This window comes from Streptomyces sp. NPDC002206, assembly GCF_053593595.1.
In genome coordinates this window covers 208,814-227,076 of the sequence record NZ_JBSFCW010000008.1, presented here as the reverse complement: position 1 = coordinate 227,076, position 18,263 = coordinate 208,814, and the positions used below count along the sequence as shown (strand labels likewise).

The 18,263-nt window shown below is 70.0% G+C and carries 17 protein-coding genes and 1 pseudogene; 9 read left to right on the top strand and 9 right to left on the bottom strand.

The window, feature by feature from the left end; genetic code table 11:
* Positions 1-463 precede the first annotated feature (463 nt).
* Entirely contained in the window at positions 464-1,912 is a 1,449-nt protein-coding gene (locus ACWCP8_RS18080; RefSeq protein ID WP_451116855.1) for an FG-GAP-like repeat-containing protein, read from the top strand.
* 553 nt (positions 1,913-2,465) lie between these two features.
* Here ACWCP8_RS18080 and ACWCP8_RS18075 read toward each other — a convergent pair.
* Positions 2,466-3,839 (bottom strand): FG-GAP and VCBS repeat-containing protein, encoded by a 1,374-nt coding sequence (locus ACWCP8_RS18075; protein WP_451116853.1) that lies wholly within the window; start codon positions 3,837-3,839, stop codon positions 2,466-2,468.
* A gap of 434 nt (positions 3,840-4,273) precedes the next feature.
* Between ACWCP8_RS18075 and ACWCP8_RS18070 the strand changes: the two genes are divergently transcribed.
* Positions 4,274-4,537: a hypothetical protein gene (locus ACWCP8_RS18070; RefSeq protein ID WP_352262291.1), complete on the top strand. Its 264-nt coding sequence runs from the start codon at positions 4,274-4,276 to the stop codon at positions 4,535-4,537.
* 59 nt (positions 4,538-4,596) lie between these two features.
* Positions 4,597-4,739 (top strand): annotated as a pseudogene (locus ACWCP8_RS18065) (NUDIX hydrolase); the annotation flags it as partial.
* Between the two features lie 478 nt (positions 4,740-5,217).
* Here ACWCP8_RS18065 and ACWCP8_RS18060 read toward each other — a convergent pair.
* A complete protein-coding gene (locus tag ACWCP8_RS18060) occupies positions 5,218-5,412 on the bottom strand; it encodes a 2OG-Fe dioxygenase family protein (protein ID WP_451116851.1) in 195 nt (64 codons plus the stop codon).
* A 275-nt stretch (positions 5,413-5,687) separates the two neighbouring features.
* Between ACWCP8_RS18060 and ACWCP8_RS18055 the strand changes: the two genes are divergently transcribed.
* Positions 5,688-6,083 carry a TOBE domain-containing protein gene (locus ACWCP8_RS18055; protein WP_313937349.1) on the top strand — a complete coding sequence of 132 codons (396 nt, stop codon included), beginning with the start codon at positions 5,688-5,690 and terminating at the stop codon, positions 6,081-6,083.
* A gap of 243 nt (positions 6,084-6,326) precedes the next feature.
* Here ACWCP8_RS18055 and ACWCP8_RS18050 read toward each other — a convergent pair whose 3' ends face one another.
* Complete coding sequence (locus ACWCP8_RS18050; protein WP_451116849.1) at positions 6,327-6,791, bottom strand: molybdopterin-dependent oxidoreductase; 465 nt, start codon at positions 6,789-6,791, stop codon at positions 6,327-6,329.
* A 151-nt stretch (positions 6,792-6,942) separates the two neighbouring features.
* Between ACWCP8_RS18050 and ACWCP8_RS18045 the strand changes: the two genes are divergently transcribed.
* From ACWCP8_RS18045 to ACWCP8_RS18025, 5 genes are all read left to right on the top strand, one after another.
* Positions 6,943-7,107 (top strand): hypothetical protein, encoded by a 165-nt coding sequence (locus ACWCP8_RS18045; RefSeq protein WP_451116847.1) that lies wholly within the window; start codon positions 6,943-6,945, stop codon positions 7,105-7,107.
* Positions 7,107-7,937, top strand: coding sequence for a molybdate ABC transporter substrate-binding protein (modA, locus tag ACWCP8_RS18040; protein ID WP_352262301.1), 831 nt, complete (start codon positions 7,107-7,109; stop codon positions 7,935-7,937). Before ACWCP8_RS18045 ends, modA begins: the two co-directional genes overlap by 1 nt.
* Entirely contained in the window at positions 7,934-8,791 is an 858-nt protein-coding gene (gene modB / locus ACWCP8_RS18035) for a molybdate ABC transporter permease subunit (RefSeq protein WP_352262303.1), read from the top strand. Before modA ends, modB begins: the two co-directional genes overlap by 4 nt.
* Positions 8,788-9,879, top strand: a complete 1,092-nt coding sequence (locus ACWCP8_RS18030; RefSeq protein WP_451116844.1) for an ABC transporter ATP-binding protein — start codon at positions 8,788-8,790, stop codon at positions 9,877-9,879. Before modB ends, ACWCP8_RS18030 begins: the two co-directional genes overlap by 4 nt.
* A gap of 167 nt (positions 9,880-10,046) precedes the next feature.
* Positions 10,047-10,220 (top strand): hypothetical protein, encoded by a 174-nt coding sequence (locus ACWCP8_RS18025; protein ID WP_352262305.1) that lies wholly within the window; start codon positions 10,047-10,049, stop codon positions 10,218-10,220.
* Between the two features lie 152 nt (positions 10,221-10,372).
* Here the strand turns inward: ACWCP8_RS18025 and ACWCP8_RS18020 are convergent, their stop codons facing one another.
* From ACWCP8_RS18020 to ACWCP8_RS17995, 6 genes are all read right to left on the bottom strand, one after another.
* Positions 10,373-13,402, bottom strand: coding sequence for a SpoIIE family protein phosphatase (locus ACWCP8_RS18020; RefSeq protein WP_352262306.1), 3,030 nt, complete (start codon positions 13,400-13,402; stop codon positions 10,373-10,375).
* A gap of 59 nt (positions 13,403-13,461) precedes the next feature.
* A complete protein-coding gene (locus tag ACWCP8_RS18015) occupies positions 13,462-13,830 on the bottom strand; it encodes a phospholipase A2 (protein WP_451116841.1) in 369 nt (122 codons plus the stop codon).
* An 82-nt stretch (positions 13,831-13,912) separates the two neighbouring features.
* Positions 13,913-14,545 (bottom strand): response regulator, encoded by a 633-nt coding sequence (locus ACWCP8_RS18010; RefSeq protein ID WP_451116839.1) that lies wholly within the window; start codon positions 14,543-14,545, stop codon positions 13,913-13,915.
* Entirely contained in the window at positions 14,545-15,855 is a 1,311-nt protein-coding gene (locus ACWCP8_RS18005; protein WP_451116837.1) for a sensor histidine kinase, read from the bottom strand. Before ACWCP8_RS18005 ends, ACWCP8_RS18010 begins: the two co-directional genes overlap by 1 nt.
* A gap of 170 nt (positions 15,856-16,025) precedes the next feature.
* Complete coding sequence (locus ACWCP8_RS18000) at positions 16,026-16,484, bottom strand: anthrone oxygenase family protein (protein ID WP_352262314.1); 459 nt, start codon at positions 16,482-16,484, stop codon at positions 16,026-16,028.
* A 122-nt stretch (positions 16,485-16,606) separates the two neighbouring features.
* A complete protein-coding gene (locus ACWCP8_RS17995; protein WP_451116835.1) occupies positions 16,607-18,220 on the bottom strand; it encodes a YfbK domain-containing protein in 1,614 nt (537 codons plus the stop codon).
* Positions 18,221-18,263: the final 43 nt, after the last annotated feature.

Here is an 18,263-nt window from a genome sequence, read left to right as displayed (position 1 = left end):
GCGACGCTCCTGCCTTCGGCCCGCTCCGCCCGCGCTGCGCCGACGCGCGCCCACATCTGGATAGGTCCGGAGGCCGTGAGTCGATCACCGCATAGCGCGGCCACGGCCAAAGCATGCCTCCGGCGGGGGCGCTCAGACTCCGGGATGGGAGCTGGGCAGTGTGGTGGGTTGAGGTTGAGGTCTCGCGCGCAATGGCTATGACCCCCACAACCAGGAACACAGTGGATCGCAAAACCTCATACGCCCGCGCAGCGGCCACTGTATGCAGAAGACTGCTCCGGCGCCTTAGGTCACTTACCCAAGTTTTTTGGAATTCCCATACAACCCTTGTACCAGCTTGTTGGTCTTGGGGGCGCCGATCATCCCGTGGCCCCATGGGCAACTCCGGGCAAATACGGGAGATCCGGTCCCCCCGGTACGAGGGATGCCGTCCTGGCATCCCGCATGTTGCAGGAGAGTGTCGATGCATAAGAACCTCCGCACCGCCCTGGCCGCGGCATCGGTCGCCGCGCTGACTGGCGGCCTGCTGGTGGCCACAGCCGCGCCGTCCACCGCCGCGTCCGCCAAATACGCGGATGACTTCAACGGTGATGGCTATCGCGATCTCGCGGTCTCCGCACCGGGCACAGTCGTCGGAGGTCATGACCAGGCTGGAGCAGTGGTCATCACCTACGGCTCGTCCAGTGGCCTGCAGAGCAGCAGAACCCAGGTCGTCTCGCAGAGCTCCAGCGGGGTGCCCGGCGCATCCGAAGATGCTGACCGTTTCGGTGAAGCCACCGCGTCCGGTGATTTCAACAATGACGGCTACGCAGACCTCGCTGTAGGAGCTCCCCTCGAAGACACCACCGCAGGCTCAGACAGCGGAGCGGTCACCGTGCTGTGGGGCAGCAGCGCGGGACTGGTCGGCGGCACCGCTTTGGAGATCCCTCCGCTTGGCTACGTGACAGGCTACGGCCAAGTCCTCACCAGTGGTGACTTCGATGGAGACGGCTTCGACGACGACGTTGCGGTCAGCTCGAACTGGGACAACTCTGTCTTCTTCTACAAGGGCGGAACCACCAAAAGCAGCACTCTCGGGGGACGGACGGGTTTCCCCGCGACATCTCTGACCGAAGTCATCTCGCTGGCCGCAGGTGACGTCAACGCTGACGGCATCGACGACATCGTGGTGGGCGGCCACGACAGCGACAGCAGGGAGCTCTACAAGCAGTCCCTGTATCTCGGACTCGGCTCCTCCCGGCCGCAGTACGCGGGCGATGTGGCACACGGCCAGACAGCAGCAGTCGGAGATGTGGACGGCGACGGGTACGCCGACATCGTGACCGGCCACCCGTGGGATCAGCGGTCGTCGATGGTGGGCACGAGCCTGGGGGGCAACGTCTCACTCACCTACGGTTCGGCTAGCGGCCGTGACACCTCGCGTCCCATCGTGACCATCACCCAGAACACCGACGGAATTCCCGGCGCGTCGGAAACGAACGACAACTTCGGGCACGCGGTGGCGCTCAACGACATCAATGGGGACGGCAGGGCTGACCTCGTTGTCGGCGCTCCGTACGAGTCAATCGGCGCAGCGGAGGCCACGGGCTCCGTCACAGTAATTCCTGGCTCCGCCAGTGGTCTCGCCACAACCGCGGCATACGCGTACAACCAAGGATCTACCGGGGTCCCGGGCGCGGCAGAGGATGGTGACTATTTCGGGAAGGCCGTGGCGCTGACGGACACCAACGGTGACGGCATGGCAGACCTCGCCGTCGGCGCCTCTGGAGAGAACAACATGGATGGCGCTGTGTGGTCTCTCAAGGGACGTACTTCTGGGCTGACCACGACCGGTGCGGTGAGCTTCGGCGCGGGGACAACCGGTCTGCCGACCAGCGAGTGGCCGGAGTTCGGAGTCTGGATCGCGGGGTGACGGTTGCGAAACACCACGAGTTCGGTCGTCCCGTGCCGACTCCCTGAAACCACCAGTACGCCTCCATCCCGTTCTGGCCCTACTTCCTTCTTGGACTGAACGGGCCCCGTGGTCGTCGGCTTGTAACGCTGATTGCCGTACAGCAGCGGATTACAGCAACCCCCAGCGATCGCAGCGCCCAACGCTGACTCCCATGGGCCTCCAGGCAACCTGTATGACCTTTAATGGCCGATCTCTATCGAGCTACGGATCAGAAGTTCCCCGTGCCACAACCGCGCCAGATCGGGCGGGGACTCACGGGGAACTGCGGCTGCTGGCGGAGGCGACAACCAGCAGCCGCCGCAGTCGATATCTCGCAGGTCAGCCCCCAACTCACCCCACCTCGCTCCTAAAGCGGATGTCGCAGGTTCGGATCCTGCCGGGGCCCCAGCGCAAAGGGCCCGGACCGATCACGCTCTGAGGCCTATGGAGAACAGTTCGGGTGTCACATGAGCGGCCGGTCTCGCCGACCAGGCAGGGACCGGCTGTCGTCCGCAGGGATGCACTCCCCTGGTCAGTGGGTGAAGGGGCCGCCGAGCGTGGTGTACGACAGCTTGAGCGAGATCGCGGTGTACGACTTCGAGCCGGTGCCGATAGTCCCGGACGTCGAGCCCTTCAGCATGTGGACAAGGCCCGACCGGGTGTTGTCCAGCCAGTCGTTCGTGTCCACCATGAGGTCGGCGCGGCCATCCCGGGTGTAGTCGGTGAGCTTGAGGTTCCGTCCGAAGTAGTCGTCGTTCTCGACGGCGTCCGCGATACCGGAGGTGTTCTGGTCGTACGCCTTGGCTCCGCTGCCGGACAAACCCCCTGCACGGCCGAGCAGCACCGTGACCATGCCGGCCTGGCGCTTGCCCGCCAAGTCCTCGCCGGGGGCCCCGATGGCGAGGTCCGCGTATCCGTCGCCGTTGACGTCGCCGGCGGCGACGGCGGCGCCGAAGTAGTCCTCGTTCTCCGAAGAGCCGGGTACGCCCGCCGTGTCCTGAGTGAACTTCAGCGGTTTGCGTGCCGTGTTCGGCCCGGCGGAGCCGCCGTACTGGACTGTGACGTAACCCCGTTCCCCGTCCGGCCGCTCATAGCCGCGGCCGATGGCGAGGTCGCCGTAGCCATCCTTGTCGAAGTCGCCGATGGTGGTTATGGGGCCGCCGCCGATCTGGTGGCCGCCGTCGTCGGGCACGCGCATCTCGCCCGCGCGCCGGGTGAAATCGCTGCCTCCGCGGTGGAAGTAGGCCCGCAGGTCCACGTCGTCGTAGCCGCCTTGGAGATCGCGGCCAAGGATGTACAGGTCAGTGGCGGCATCGGCGGTGACCCGGCCTGCCACCAGCTGGGAGGCGTCCAAATAGCCGTAGCCGCTGCCGAGGGACTGCCAGCCGCCGCGTCCACCGGTGCGGGTGAAGGGGCCCTTGAGCAGGACGACACCAGCCCGGCTGCCGCTGAGAGCGGTGAGGTCCTGGTCACCGTCGCCGTCGAAGTCGCCGGCCACGACGTCCAGCCCGAACTGGTCGCCCTGGCCCGGGTACTCCGGCGCGACGGGCGAGTGGAAGACGGTGCCGGAACCGAGGCCCTTGGCACCGCCCCAGACGACGGTCAGCCCCCCGCGGCCCTGAATGTCGCCGACGTCCTCGCCCGGTGAGGCGACGGCCAGGTCGGCGTAGCCGTCCCGGTCGAGGTCGGCGCTGGTGGCGGCGAATCCCCAATCGTCACCCTGCTCCACCGCGCCGGGTATGCCGGGCGAGTCCTGATGGATGGTCTGGACTCGCGTGCCGGGGCCGGTCGACGTGCCGTAGACGACGGTGACCCTGCCGTCCTTGCCATGCGCCCCGCCGAGCATGACGAAGTCGCGGTAGCCGTCGCCATTTTGGCGGCCTGGACGACCCCCTGCGCGTATCACCGCAGGTCAGCGACATGCCGTGTCGCTGATGCTCGGTGATTCCCAAGTTCAGAGAGGACCGGACCCAGCCGGTGCTGCCCGTCACCTTCGCGGCCACCGAGGAACATTCACCGGGTCACGCGAGAGACGATGCTTGTGTGATCAGCGGCGGGTATTGCCGGCCTGGCGCAGCTCGGCCAGGGGCTCAGCTCGGTAGGCCCGAGATCGTCAAACCGACCCGGCCCACCATCACGGACAACGCACTAGAAAGTGTCCCGCCACCGGGCCGGAGTGCGCGCGGCGGCGGACTGTTCTAGCGTCGAATGGAGAAGGGGCGGTCCTGCCGAGCCGACGGGTGCGGGGGCCCGGGACCACAGTTGTACACAGGCCGCGTCCGCTGCTCGGCACCTTGTATCCGCGAGTCCCCGACCAATCCTTGAGAGCAGGTGGCTCCCATGCGCACGTCGGCCCGTACAGCCGGAGTCCTCACCGTTCTGACCCTCGCACTCGGCGGCGTGGCCTCCGCCGCCCACGCGGACATCCCGGCCTGCACAAACATGGTTCAGCAGGCGGGCGTCGAAGTCTCGGACACCGTCAGAACGGCGTGCACCCAGGGTGTGCACGGTGACCTGCAAGGCTGTGCGAGTGCCCTGACCGGGGCCGGCGTGCCGGGCGGCGCCGCGAACGGTGCCTGCCGGATGGCGGCCAACCCTCCGTGACCGCCTCCCCCTTGAGCTGACCGGAGATGCATCGGGCGTAGGTGGCGAGGTGGACGGGGACCTCCGCCGAATCAACGGCCGTCGACTGGCTCACCCCGGAACAGATCACCGAGCGGATGCCCGGGGTCTACGCGATCCGCCTGCTCGACGCGCTGAACGGGGCCGGTCCCATGTCAGGAGCCACGACGGCAAGCACCTCATCACAAGCGCGCACTCAAAGAGAACGCTCATGCCGGCGGACGTTGCTCTGCACCCTGATCGCCTCTCCAGACGGGGGCTCACAACGTTCTCCGATTGCGCATCGGCCGCGCGCCGGCTCCCACCATCGCAAATGCGATTCGTACTACCTCGCGATCGATGAGCCCCGACTGCTCCAGGCGGCCTGGGCGCGAGGCTCGCGGGTCCGCTGGTGCAGTGGGGCGCGCAGATCCTCAGGCACAGGGATGGTGGCGACCCCGTCTACCTGCCGTACGACTTCTCCGACCAGTGCACGGCATGGCTGCGAGTGTCGTCCACAGACGGACAGACCGCCGAGATCCAGGCTGGATGGAGCTTGATCGAGGCCTGGGGGATCGAGCCCTCCAACTACCTCTCCACAGCACCCGAAGTAGCCGACTTCGACCCGATCGCCAGTGCTCACGTTGAGTCCTCACTGGCCGAACTAGCAACGCGTATCGACGTCAACCCCGGGTAGGGGTGACGTCGGAGACGCCGTGGAAGACCCGACGGTCGTCGATGACGATCGACTCGAGCGGCTCGAGCAGCGTGGTCCGGAAGATCGGGGTGCGCTCGCGGTCGTACAGCTGCGACTCGCCCCAGGTGATGCCCTCGCGATTGATCAGCACCTGGGCGACGAAGGCACTGGCGCTGCGCACCAGTGTGGTCCACGTGGACGAGCACAACCACGTGGTCCACCTCGGCACCGACCCCACGGAAACCCTCGTCCCGGGCCCGACCACCAGCCCGTCGGTCGCCCGCACGGCGCCGGGGGCCTGATGAACCCGGCGCGGCCACCACGGAGGGAGCCGGTTTCCGGGGCGGCTGACGGGGCGGATCACTGCTCGGCGACAACGTCGCAGATCCGGCGCGCGATCGACGCGTCCCGGGGCCTGTTTGGGTCCCGCGGGTGAGTGCACCTATGTTGGCGCACATGCAGTCCTACACAATCGGCCAGGCCGCCCGGCTGCTGGGCGTGAGTCCCGACACCGCACGGCGGTGGGCGGATGCCGGCCGGGTGGCGACCCACCGGGACGAGGGTGGGCGGCGGCTCATCGACGGCAAGGATCTGGCCGCCTTCTCCGTGGAGCTCGCCAGGACCGGGAGTGGTGAGGAGGACGCCTCGTACACCTCGGTCCGCAACGCCTTCCCCGGCATCGTCACCGCCGTGAAGCTCGGCGATATCGCGGCCCAGGTGGAGATCCAGGCCGGTCCGCACCGACTGGTCTCGCTGCTCACCCGGGAGGCCGTGGAGGAGCTGGGCCTGGAGGTCGGCATGGAGGCCACCGCCCGTGTGAAGTCGACGAACGTGCACATCGACCGCGCCTGACGCGGAGCTCACGGGCGACGGCCCCCGTGGATCACGCGTTTACGAAGCAGGAGCATGCCCCGCAGACGTAACGGGCGGCCGCCGCCCGGACGAAGTGCCGCTCCCGGGGCGTGCGCGACCAGATGCTCCGGCCGACGCAGCAGCATGCGCCGCCTGCCCCGCCTGTCTCCTGCGGTACGTGCTCCGCGACCAGGACGCCCACCGGATCGGCCGGGCTCGCCGAACTCCTCTCGCTCGCCGGTGTCACGTCCACGAGGTGTAACCACCGTCCACGTGTATCGCGTTGATGCCGCTGATGTGCCGGGCCCCGCAGCGGTCCTGAGGCAGCACGAGCTGAGGTCCGGCACGGTCGAGCGGGGTGTCGTCGATGCTGACCGCGAGCAGGACGGCGGCACGGCCGAAGTCCGGGTCGATCTCCGCCCAGGAGAGCAGGGCGTGGTGGCCGTCCGCGCCCGTCACGGCGATCAGGAAGCGAAGGCGGTCCTTGCGCCGAGCCGGGTCGAAGACGGGACCGGCGGCGGACAGGACGTCGTGCAGCAGCGGTCCCGTGAAGCCGTGATGCTGGATGCCGCTGGTGGCGCACTCGAAGCTGACCCGCACGCGATGCTGGGGCCAGGCGAGCAGGTCGGACACGGTCAGCCGGGCCGGGCGCGCGAGGTCCCCGGTCAGGGCGAGCTCCGCCACCGGATCGGCAACCCGTTCCGTCAAGGCCCGGCTCACTGGCCACCACCTCCCCGGATGACGGTACCCGGACCGCAGTCCCGTACAAACGCACATGCCCACCCTGTCCACAAACCGTCCAGCTCATGCAATGCAACAGGAGACTTCCCCCTTGCATCTGCGGCAGTATCATCCCCATGTGCATGCCCACCGGATCGGGGAGGCGGCTGCCTTGACGGGCGTCGGTGTCGACGTGCTCGGGCGCCGGGTCGACGGCGGCAGGCTGCACGCCGAGCACGACGAGCCGGGCCGCCGGATCATCCTCGGGCCGGACAGAGAAGAATCAGAGGGAGTGGACCCGTGATGACCCGTTCCGCACGCCGGACCCGCCGGACCCTGCAGGTGGCCGCTGCCGGTACCGCTGCGCTGCTGGCACTGAGCGCCTGCTCCTCGTCCGACGACTCGTCGGCCAAGCCGGACTCGTCCGCCTCGGCCCCCACGGACTCGTCGAAGAAGCTTTCCGGCACGGTGACGGTGTTCGCCGCCGCCTCGCTCAAGGAAAGCTTCACGACCCTCGGCGAGGAGTTCGAGAAGGAACACCCCGGTACGAAGGTCACCTTCAACTTCGGTGGCAGCGACACCCTCGCCGCCGGTATCACGGGTGGGGCCCCGGCCGACGTCTTCGCCGCCGCCAGCCCCAAGACCATGGCGATCGTCACCGACGCGAAGGACGCGTCCGGCACCCCGTCCACCTTCGTGCGCAACCAGCTGGAGATCGCCACCCTGCCGGGCAACCCCGACAAGGTCTCCTCCCTCAAGGACCTCACCAAGGCCGGTCTCAAGGTCGTCCTGTGCGACAAGACCGTGCCGTGCGGCGCCGCCGCGCAGAAGGCCCTCGACGCCGGCAATCTGAAGCTCACCCCCGTCTCGTACGAGCAGGACGTCAAGAGCGCCCTGACCAAGGTCGAGCTGAAGGAGGCCGACGCCGCGGTCGTCTACAAGACGGACGTGAAGGCGGCAGGTGACAAGGTGGAAGGCGTGGAGTTCCCCGAGTCGGCCGACGCAGTCAACGACTACCCGATCGCCCTGCTCAAGGACGCGCCCAACGCGGACGCGGCAAAGGCATTCATCGAACTGGTGCAGTCCGCCGAGGGCCAGAAGGTCCTGACCGAGGCCGGGTTCCTCAAGCCGTGACCTCGTTCGACAAGTCCGACGCCGCGGTCGAGCCCGTCCCGGGCGGGCCGCGGCGCGGGCGCGTCCGGCGCCGCCGCGCGGGGGTTCCGCTCCCGCTGCTGGTGCCTGCGCTGATCGGCCTGGCGTTCCTGCTGCTGCCCCTGGTCGCGCTGCTCGTACGGGCGCCGTGGCGCAGCCTGCCCGACCAGCTCACCAGTACGGAGGTCTGGCAGTCGCTGCAGCTGTCCCTGGTCTGCGCCACCGCGGCCACGGCGGTGAGCCTGGTCATCGGTGTGCCGCTGGCCTGGTTGCTGGCCCGTACGGACTTCCCCGGACGCGGCCTCGTGCGCGCCCTGGTGACCCTGCCGCTCGTCCTGCCCCCGGTGGTGGGCGGTGTGGCACTGCTGATGGCTCTCGGCCGCAACGGCGTCGTGGGCCAGTGGCTGGACTCCTGGTTCGGGATCACTCTGCCGTTCACCACGGCCGGGGTCGTGGTCGCGGAGGCGTTCGTCGCGATGCCGTTCCTCGTCATCAGCGTGGAGGGCACACTGCGGGCGGCGGACCCTCGCTACGAGGAGGCCGCCACGACCCTGGGCGCCTCCCGCTTCACCGCGTTCCGCCGGGTCACCCTGCCGCTGATCGCCCCCGGCATCGCGGCCGGCTCCGTGCTGGCATGGGCGCGCGCGCTGGGCGAGTTCGGCGCGACGATCACCTTCGCGGGCAACTTCCCGGGCCGCACACAGACGATGCCGCTGGCCGTCTACCTGGCGTTGCAGAGCGACCCGGCCGCGGCGATCGCGCTCAGTCTGGTGCTGCTGGCCGTGTCGATCGCGGTGCTGGCCGGGCTGCGGGACCGTTGGATGACAACGTCATGACCCACATCGACAGCGCCACCGCCGGCCCCGTCTCCGACGCCGTACACCGCGACGGCCTCGACGCCCGTCTCGTCGTGGAGCGCAGTTCCTTCCGACTCGACGTGACGTTGACCGCCGCACCCGGTGACGTCGTCGCGCTGCTCGGGCCCAACGGTGCCGGAAAGACCACCGCGCTGCGCGCGCTGGCCGGGCTCACCCCGCTCACCGGCGGTCATCTGCGCCTCGACGGGGCCTCGTTGGACCGTACGCCGCCCGAGTCCCGTCCGGTCGGCGTGGTCTTCCAGGACTATCTGCTCTTCCCGCACCTCTCCGCCCTGGACAACGTCGCCTTCGGCCCCCGCTGCCAGGGCGCGTCCAAGGCCGAGGCCCGCGCGCAGGCCGCACAGTGGCTGGACCGCATGGGCCTCGCCGGCCACGCCGGCGCCAGACCCCGCCGCCTCTCCGGCGGCCAGGCCCAGCGCGTCGCCCTGGCTCGCGCCCTGGCCACCCGCCCCCGGCTGCTGCTGCTCGACGAACCACTCGCCGCACTGGACGCCCGCACCCGTCTGGATGTGCGCGCTCAACTGCGTCGCCACCTCGCCGAGTTCGAAGCAGTCGCCGTGCTGGTCACGCACGACCCCCTGGATGCCATGGTCCTCGCAGACCGGCTCGTCGTCATCGAGCACGGCCGCATCGTCCAGGAGGGCGCTCCCTCCGACATCGCCCGTCATCCGCGTACGGACTACATCGCCCAGCTGGTCGGCCTGAACCTCTACAAGGGGCGCGCCGAAGGCCACACCGTGCGACTCGACGCGGGACCCGCGATCACCACCACCGAGGACCTCACCGGCCCCGCCTTCGTCGCCTTCCCGCCGGGCGCCGTGACCCTGTACCGCGACCGCCCCACCGGCTCCAGCGCGCGCAACCTGTGGCGGTGCGAGGTGGCCGGCCTGGAAACCCACGGCGATCAGATCCGCGCGGACCTCGCCGGCGAACTCCCCCTCGCCGCCGACCTGACCACGGTCGCCGCGGCCGAGCTCGACCTCCACCCGGGCGCCACGGTCTGGGCAACGGTCAAAGCGACCCAGACGCACGCCTATCCCGCCTGACCACAGCGCAGGCCCCGATGGGGCCGCCCGACGACATCCGATGGCAATCCGGACCGGCCCGGCGACATAGCGCACAGCGGTGCCCGAAATGCGACGTTCGTACTCACATGCGAATCTGATAGTGGCCCATTTTTCGAGATCGACAGCCGCTAACAGGAGGCACGATCGTGAGCAAGAAACAGAGCCGGCAGAACCGTGGTGCCCGCACTGGCGGCCATGAACGCAGCGCTGCCACGGAGACGAAGGAGCAGCAGCCGCAGACGACGGCCGCGCCCGACACGGTGCGCTCGATATCGGAGCCGGTGTCCCACAGGAAGCAGCGAAAGTTCGGCCACAACTGATCTCCAGCGGTCGACCGCCACCCGGAGACCGCAGTGTCGGCGCACCCCTGAGGGGCCACTGCATGGGCCCCCTCAGGGGCGTTTCTTGCGTTCGAAGGCATTTTGCGTTCGAAGGACGGACCGCTGCCGGCCGGCGCCCGGCTGAAGCTCGATCAGGGCACCGGCTGTTCGGTCCAGATGCACTTGCCGGTGGCCGTGTAGCGAGCGCCCCAGCGTTGGGCGAGGGCGGCGACCAGTTGCAGTCCGCGGCCGCCCTCGTCGGTCTCGGTGGCGTGCCGGATGCGAGGCGTGGTCAGGCTGCCGTCGGAGACCTCGCAGATCAGGCCCTCCGCGCGCAGCAGCCGGAGTCCGATGGGGCTTCGGCCGTACCGCACGGCGTTCCCGACCAGCTCGCTGACCAGGAGTTCCGCGGTCATGGCGAGCTCGTCGAGCTGCCAGTCGGCCAGCTGGTCCCGGACGTGGTTGCGGGCCTCCTGTGCGGCGATCGGGCCGTCGGAGAGGACCCAGCCGGCGATCGACTCGGCGGGTATCGCGCGGGTGCGGGCGACGAGCAGCGCGGCGTCGTCCGTGAGCTGCTGGCCCGGCAGCAGCTCGGCCAGGATGTCGTCGCAGAGCCGCTCCAGTGACGCCGCCTCGTCCTGGTCCTGTACGGCGGCAGCGGCGGTGGCCAGCGCCTTCGTCAGGTGGGACATGCCCCGGTCGATGTCCCGGGTTGCGGATTCGATCAGCCCGTCCGTGTAGAGCACGAGCAGACTGCCCTCCTCCAGGACCGCTTCGGTGGTCTCGAACGGCGGCAGAGCGGCGCCCAGCGGCGGGTCCGGTGGGCGGGTGAGGAACTCGGTGGTGCCGTCCGGGTGCACGACCGCCGGCGGGGGGTGCCCGGCGGAGCCGAACGTGCACGTGCGGGTGACGGGGTCGTACACGGCGTACAGGCAGGTGGCGTAGAAGTCGTCACCGAGGTCGTTGACCACGTCGTTGAGGCGGTTGAGGAGCTCGTCGGGCGCGAAGTCGAGATCGGCGAGCGTGTGTACGGCGGTGCGCAGCCGGCCCATGGTGGCCGCCTGGGACAGACCGTGTCCCATCACATCGCCGATGACCAGCGCCACCCGGGCGCCGGACAAAGGGATCACGTCGTACCAGTCGCCGCCGACCTCGACGCCCTCGTTGGCGGGCAGATAGCGGGCGGCGGCGGCGACGGCCGGCAGCGTGGGCAGAACTTCCGGCAGCAGACCGCGCTGGAGCTCCTGGGCCCTGGTGTGCTCGGCGTCGAACAGCCGGGCGCGTTCGATGGCCTGTGCCATCAGCCCGCTGAGCGTGATGAGCAGGGCCCGCTCCTCCCCGCTGAGGTGGCGTGGTTCGGTGAAGGAGATGACGCAGCACCCGGTGAAACGTCCGGAGACGATCAGCGGCAGGAAGGCCCAGGCGGACTTGTTGATCGCCGCGGGGGAGTCGACCCTGTCGGGATAGCGCTCGACGTAGTCCTCCGCCGAGTCGATGAAGGTCGGCTTCCTGGTGCGGTGCACCTCCTCGACCGGGGTGATGTCGTTGACCGGCACCCCGTCGACCCGGTCGAGAAACGATTGCGGGTATCCGACCGCCCCGGCGACCCGTACCGTCTCGTCCTCGATGAGATGGAAGACGAGGCCTGAGGCGCCGAACGGTGCCATGACCCGCTCGGCGGTGGCGTTCACGACGTCCTCCATGGTCAGGGCCTCGGCGAGCGCGCTGGTCAGCTCGGTGATACGGGCGGTGCGGTCGGCCGTGACGCGTTCCGCGGTGGCGATCTCCGCCTCCTGCGACCGGATCTCGGTGACATCGCCGGCGTACACCGTCAGGCCGTCCGGCACCGGGACCAGCCGCATGTGGTACCAGCGCCGATTGGTCGGCCACCGCACGTCGAACCCGCCCGGTGTGCCGCTTTCGGCGGCCCGCCGGTAGGCCCCCTCCAGGCCGAGTTCCACGGCGTCGACGCCGATCTCGGCGAGGGCGTCCCACAGGATCCGGCCGAGGAGGTCGTGCGAGGCGCCGAGGAACCGCTCCGCCTCCACATTGACGAAGGTGATCCGCCACCCGCTGTCGACCGCGAAGAACGCTTCACTCATGTGCAGCAGCGCGCGGCTCACCGAGTCCCGGGCGATCCGGCTCTCAGTGGTGTCCCACACCGTGCCGACCATGCGGGCGGGCCGACCGTCCTCCCCCGGCAGGACCCGGCCCCGCGCGCTGACCCAGCCCTTGGTCCCGTCCGGGCGGCAGATCCGGTACTCCACAGCGGATACCCGGCGGTTGCGGATCGCCTGCTCGATCTCGACGAGCAGCCAGGGCAGGTCGTCGGCGTGGACCAGTTGGGTCCACGTCTCGAAAGTCTGCTTCGAGGACTCCCCCGCCATCCCGAGGATGGCGAGGGTCGACTCGTCCCACACTTGCTCCCCGGTGGCCAGATCCCACTCCCAGGAACCCATCTTGAGAGCTTCCAGCGCCTGCCGCAGCAGGGTAGCGGACGGCTCCTTCGGCAGCCGGGAGTCGGGCGGCTTCTCCCGCAGCCGACCGGCTTCGGTCCGGTCCGGCCCCGTCCACTGGTCCCGCAGCCGCAGGGCGGCCCAGGCGGCCAGCACCTCGACGGCCCCGCGCTGCCACGGCGTCGGCTGCCCGTCACCGACAGTGAGCACCGACAGCGCGCCGGCCGTCCCGCCCGGGGTGAGCAGCGGTACGGCCAGCAGTCCACTGCCGTCGGGCAGCGCGGAGGTGGGCGACCACGGGGCGGAACCGTGGGGGTGGTGACCGACAGTGTCTCCGGGGGCCGATTCGTGAGTGCTGCCCGGTGAGTCACCCTGCGTGCCGGGCTCCGCGGAGACCTCCGCGGCACGGGCCCGGTCGTCATCGGCTGCGGGCATCCATACCGATACGCCGCCGCTCACCGCCCGGGCGGGCGCGGTCTCGCTGTGCTCCTCGATCTCTTCCCAGTCCTGGGCCACGGTGCGGACCAGCCCGCTGCTTGCCATCAGCAGCAGCCCCCGGCCTCCGGGGCCCCGCACATGCACCATTCCGCCCAGGCCACCCGCCTCCGTCACCGCGTGCTCCAGCGCGAAATTGAGCAGATCGGCACCCCTGAGTTCCGCACCTGCTTCAATGATCATCCGAAGTCGCGCCGCGCCGGCCTCGTCCATGAGGAGCTGTTCAGCCATCGCTCACTTCCCTCCGCGAACCCGCGTAGGGCAGGACACCCGGATTGAGTGGTATTTCCTTATTCAGTGTACTGACGAGTCGCCCATGCGTAACGCTGAGACATCGCCCGGCCGAAGACGCCAAAGAGCGGCACGCCTGCTCCCAGGCCTTGCCGCCCCTCACCGGGACGACCTCCGGGAGTGTTACGCAGAGTCGGCCGCTGTCGTGCAGCCGAGCTCGACGACGGCCGGGTAGCAGGTACAGCCCGTCGCGTCGCAGCAGTCTTCTCGGCGCCCGAGTGCACCGCGCAGCCCCGTTCGAGGCCGGCGCGGAAGGCGCTCTCGACGCGGGCCTTGTCGGCGCCGAACGTGCCGGGCGCTGCGCAATCGCGATAGCCGAAGCCGTGGCGGACGCGGGAGTTGGCGAACGGGAAGCCGATGGGCTTCACAACTGCTGTACGCACAAGCCGGTTTGGCCGGGTGACCACGCTTTCCCGGTCGAAGGGCGAACCGGTCCGGCCATGGGCCGGGTTACGCGCGCAGGAACGCCAGCACCGCCAGGACCCTGCGGTGCGTCTCGTCGGCCGGTGGCAGGTCCAGCTTGGCGAGGATGTTGCCGATGTGTTTGCCCACTGCGGCCTCGGAGACCACCAGCTCTGCGGCGATCGCCCCGTTCGACCTGCCCTGGGCGACCAGGGCCAGCACTTCCCGCTCGCGGGCGGTGAGCTGCTCCAGCGGATCGCGGCGGCGGCGCAGGAGTTGGCGTACGACCTCCGGGTCGACGACCGTGCCGCCGTCGGCGACCTCCCGCAGGGCGTCGACGAACTCCTCGATCTGGCCGACCCGGTCCTTGAGCAGATAGCCGACGCCGGAACCGTCGCCCGAGTCGAGGAGGTCGGCGGCGTACGTACGCTGCACATACTGGCTGAGCACCAGCACCGGCAGAGCGGGCTGCTCGGTTCGGAGCTCCACCGCCGCGCGCAGTCCCTCGTCCTGGAAGCCGGGCGGCATCCGGACATCGGTCACGACAATGTCCGGCGCGTGCGCGGCGACCGCCGCGAGGAGTCCTTCCGCGTCACCGACGGCGGCGACGACCTCATGGCCGCAGCGGGTGAGCAGCCCGATGAGGCCCTCGCGCAGCAGCACGCTGTCCTCGGCCAGCACTACCCGGAGCGATCGGTCCGTTCGCAGGGAAGACAGGGAACGCAAGGAATCTCCACGCGCAAGAGGGTCGGGCCGCCGGGCGGACTGGACAGCGCAAGTCTGCCATCCAGTACGGACACCCGGTCGGCGAGGCCGGTCAGTCCCGTTCCTCCGCCACCCGTGCGAGCACCGCCGCGGCCGTCGTCGCGGATCTCCAGGAACAGCCGGCCCGCCGCGTGACCGCCCGTCACTTCGGCGCGGCTCGCTCCGCTGTGCCTGGAGACGTTCGCCAGCGCCTCGCAGACCACGAAGTACGCGGCCGCCTCGACGGCTTCCGGGTACCGGTCGGGCAGTGCCAGGTCCAGGTCGACGGGTGTCGACGACCGGTCGGCCGCGTCGGCGACGGCCGCCTCCAGGCCGTAGTCGGCCAGCACCTTGGGGTGGATGCCGTGGATCAGCTCGCGCAGTTCGGCGAGCGCCCGGCCCGCCTCCTGGTGAGCCTTGGCCAGCTGGTCGGCGAGGGGGCCGGGCGGGGCGTCGAGGCGGGCGAGTCCGAGGGTCATGGTGAGTGCGACGATGCGCTGCTGGGCCCCGTCGTGGAGGTCGCGTTCGATACGGCGGCGTTCCGCCTCGAAGGCGTCGACCAACCGGACGCGGGAGCGGGTGAGTTCGGTGACCCTGTCCCCCAACTCGCCTCTGCGGTCGCCGACCAGAAGTCGGGTCAGTTCGGCCTGCGCTCCGGCCAGCAGACCCAGGACGCAGCAGCCGAGCGCGAGGAGTACGAGACCGGCGGCCGCGGTGGCGAAGGCTTCGGGCCAGCCGGTGACCGTCCACTGCTTCACCACGCGGGCCTCTTCGCCGTTCCCGTACAGCTGCATCACCGCGGGGGTGGACATCAGCGACAGCGGGACGGCCGCACAGACGGCCAGCGCGAGGGCGTCGAGCGGCCAGAGGACCACGGCGAGCAGCAGCGCGTACCCGAGTTCCCGCCAGGTGGCCTGCTCCCGGTAGCGGTACGTCAGCCAGCTCCACAGGCCCGGTTCGGCAGGCCGGCGGTGCGGATCGGGCGCGGGGAACCGGTCGATCAGGCGGAGCCTGCCCCGCTCCATGGCTCCCACCGGGAGGCCGCAGAGGGCCGTCAGGGCGAGCAGCGGCAGCCCGACCGCCACGAGGGAGAGCGCGCCGCCGAGCACCACGCCCAGCGTGATCACGACGAGGAGGAGGATGCCTGCGAGGGCTCCGCTCAGCAGGTATCCGGCCGACCGCCAGGGCCAGGACGACAGCAGATAGCAGGGGCTCGCCAGGGCCTGCCACACATTCCGGGGGCGCATGACCTCACCGTAGAAGACGCCGATCCGCCCGGACCATCCGTGTTGCCGGAGTCCCGGAGGTAGGGCCGGCCCTACCTCCGGGACTCGCTGCCGGGGGAAGCCGAGGAGTTGGGGAGGTGCCGGACGTCGCGGCCCCGGCCGTGATCCACCGGACACCCCCTGGGCCTGCCCTACACGGCCGCGGCGACCAACAGCGCGAACGCACCCGTCGACAGCACGGTGCGGATCCGGTGGAGGGTGTTCCAGCGGAACTCGAAGGCCCGGCGGGCCGCCCCGTCGTCGCCGCCCTCGGATGCCGCGAGGGCCGAGTTGAGCGGGATGTTGCCGCTCACGGTGACGAGATGACTGAGCACCGCGCAGGCCAGAGCGCCCGCGACGAGACCGCCCTCGGCGGAGGTCCGGCCGTCGACCGGTACGACGAGGGCGGCGACCGGGAAGGCGATCACCCCGAGGAAGAGGACGAGGAACGCCGGCCCCGGCACCTTCTCGTTGAAGCGGCGCATCGCGGCGGCGAACTGGTCGTCCGGCAGCGGCTTGAGACCGGGCATGATCCCGATCATGAAGCACACCAGGAAGCCGGCGTAGAGGCCGGTGGTGAGGGCGGCGAGCGCGAGCAGCAGGGAGGCCATGGCCCACATCATGGCGTGGTGCGGTGGGTTCTGCGGTGCCATTTCCGCAAGGCCGCCGCTCGGCCCGCCTCTTGTCCGCCACCTGGCCGCCCCGGCTCGCTGCCCTCCGGGCTCTCCCGCGGTCAGTCCATCTCGCCCTCCTGCTGTCCCCCGCCGTCCGATCCGCTGCCGCCCTTGAGTCCGTCCGCCCGGGCGATCGCGGTCGCCAGCTTCCGGACCGAACTGTCCTCCGTGTCGGTCGCCAACTCGGACGCTCGATCGGCGAGTTCACCGAGGCCCGGCTGACCCGGCAGCTTGCCGCCGCGCAGATCCTCCGCGAAGTACGCAGCCACCGCGGCCACCTGGAGCCGCCTGCCGCTGTCGCCGCCCCACAGCCTGCCGTCGATCGCGCCGGTCTCGACCGATCCGGACTGCTCGTGCGGCGCCCGCGTCTTCGGGTCCAGCCAGCGCACCGTCGCGGTCGCCACATGTCCGGCGGCGCCGTCGCGGAGCCGTACGGCGTAGAGCGCCGTCACCGTGTGGCCGGGGCCGATCTCGCCGCCGTCCACGCTGTCGTCGCGGAAGTCGTCGTCGGCGACCTTCCGGTCCTCGTAGCCGATGAGCTTGAACTGCTGGACGGTCTTCGGGTCGAAGGCGACCTGGGCCTTGGCGTCGCGCGCCCGCAGTTCGATGTGGGCGGGCAGCTGGTCGACGAAGACCTTTCGCGCCTGGGTCTCGTCGGCGATGTACGTGGTGTGGCCGTCGCCCTTGTTGGTGAGGCGTTCCATCAGCTCATCGCCGTAGTCGCTGCCGACGCCGACGCCGAAGAGGGTGATGCCGTAGTCGCGACGGGCGGCGTCGATGCGTTCGAGGATGGCGTCGGCGTCGGTCTCGCCGGTGTTGGCGAGGGCGTCGGAGAGCAGGACGACCCGGTTGTTGGCGCCCTCGCGGTGGCCGTCGACCGCCTCCTCGTAGCCGCGCCGGATGCCCGCTTCCACGTTGGTGGAGTCGGTGGGTTCCATGGAGTCGACGGCGTCGTGGATCCTTCCGCGGTGGTCCCGCAGCCGGGTCATCGGCAGCAGGGTCTTCGCCTCGTCGCTGAAGGTGACCAGCGAGACGGAGTCGTCGTCGCGGAGTTCGTCGGTGAGGAGGGAGAGGGACTTCTTCACCAGGTCGAGACGGCCGGGTTCGGCCATCGAGCCGGAGATGTCGACCACGAAGGTGAGCGCGGCGGCCGGGCGTTCGCCGTGCTCCTCCGCGACGCGGGTGGCCAGACCGACGCGTACGAGCGACCAGTCGCCGGCCCGCGCACCGTCTCCCCCGCCGGGGTCCGTCAGGGCTCCGTCGACCGTCACCGAGAAGCCGTTGCCGGCCGGCCGCCGGTACCCCTGGCGGAAGCTGTTGACGAACTCCTCGGGCCGTACGGTCTCCGCTCCCGGCAGTTCGCCGTCGGTGAGCTTGCGCCGCGCGTACCCGTAACTGGCAGTGTCCACGTCCAGTGCGAACGTGGACAGATAGTCCGGCGCCACGGGCTTCTGCCGCCCGTCCTCCGCGTTCTGCGCACCGTCGTCCGACGCACCGGGGGCCGGCGCGGGCACGACCTGGCCGCCCTCGCTCGTCCCTCGCTTACCGCTCGCGCGGTCGACCGCCGAGTCGTTGGTGCTCCCCCCGCCCCCGCAGCCGGTGAGCAGCACCCCGCCCACCAGAAGCAGACCCAACGTCCTTGTGTATGTCCCTCTGTACGTCCGGCGTTCCATTCCCTGCCCCCAACGTCGTGTCAGCACTTGTGAATGTGACGTT

Excerpts from the sequence above, each read along its gene's own strand:
- ACWCP8_RS18020 (WP_352262306.1), bottom strand. The coding sequence starts at position 13,402 with ATGGCTGAACAGCTCCTCATGGACGAGGCCGGCGCGGCGCGACTTCGG.
- ACWCP8_RS18080 (WP_451116855.1), top strand. The coding sequence starts at position 464 with ATGCATAAGAACCTCCGCACCGCCCTGGCCGCGGCATCGGTCGCCGCG.
- modA (WP_352262301.1), top strand. The coding sequence starts at position 7,107 with ATGACCCGTTCCGCACGCCGGACCCGCCGGACCCTGCAGGTGGCCGCT.
- ACWCP8_RS18070 (WP_352262291.1), top strand. The coding sequence starts at position 4,274 with ATGCGCACGTCGGCCCGTACAGCCGGAGTCCTCACCGTTCTGACCCTC.
- ACWCP8_RS17995 (WP_451116835.1), bottom strand. The coding sequence starts at position 18,220 with ATGGAACGCCGGACGTACAGAGGGACATACACAAGGACGTTGGGTCTG.
- ACWCP8_RS18005 (WP_451116837.1), bottom strand. The coding sequence starts at position 15,855 with ATGCGCCCCCGGAATGTGTGGCAGGCCCTGGCGAGCCCCTGCTATCTG.
- ACWCP8_RS18030 (WP_451116844.1), top strand. The coding sequence starts at position 8,788 with ATGACCCACATCGACAGCGCCACCGCCGGCCCCGTCTCCGACGCCGTA.
- ACWCP8_RS18000 (WP_352262314.1), bottom strand. The coding sequence starts at position 16,484 with ATGGCCTCCCTGCTGCTCGCGCTCGCCGCCCTCACCACCGGCCTCTAC.
- ACWCP8_RS18055 (WP_313937349.1), top strand. The coding sequence starts at position 5,688 with ATGCAGTCCTACACAATCGGCCAGGCCGCCCGGCTGCTGGGCGTGAGT.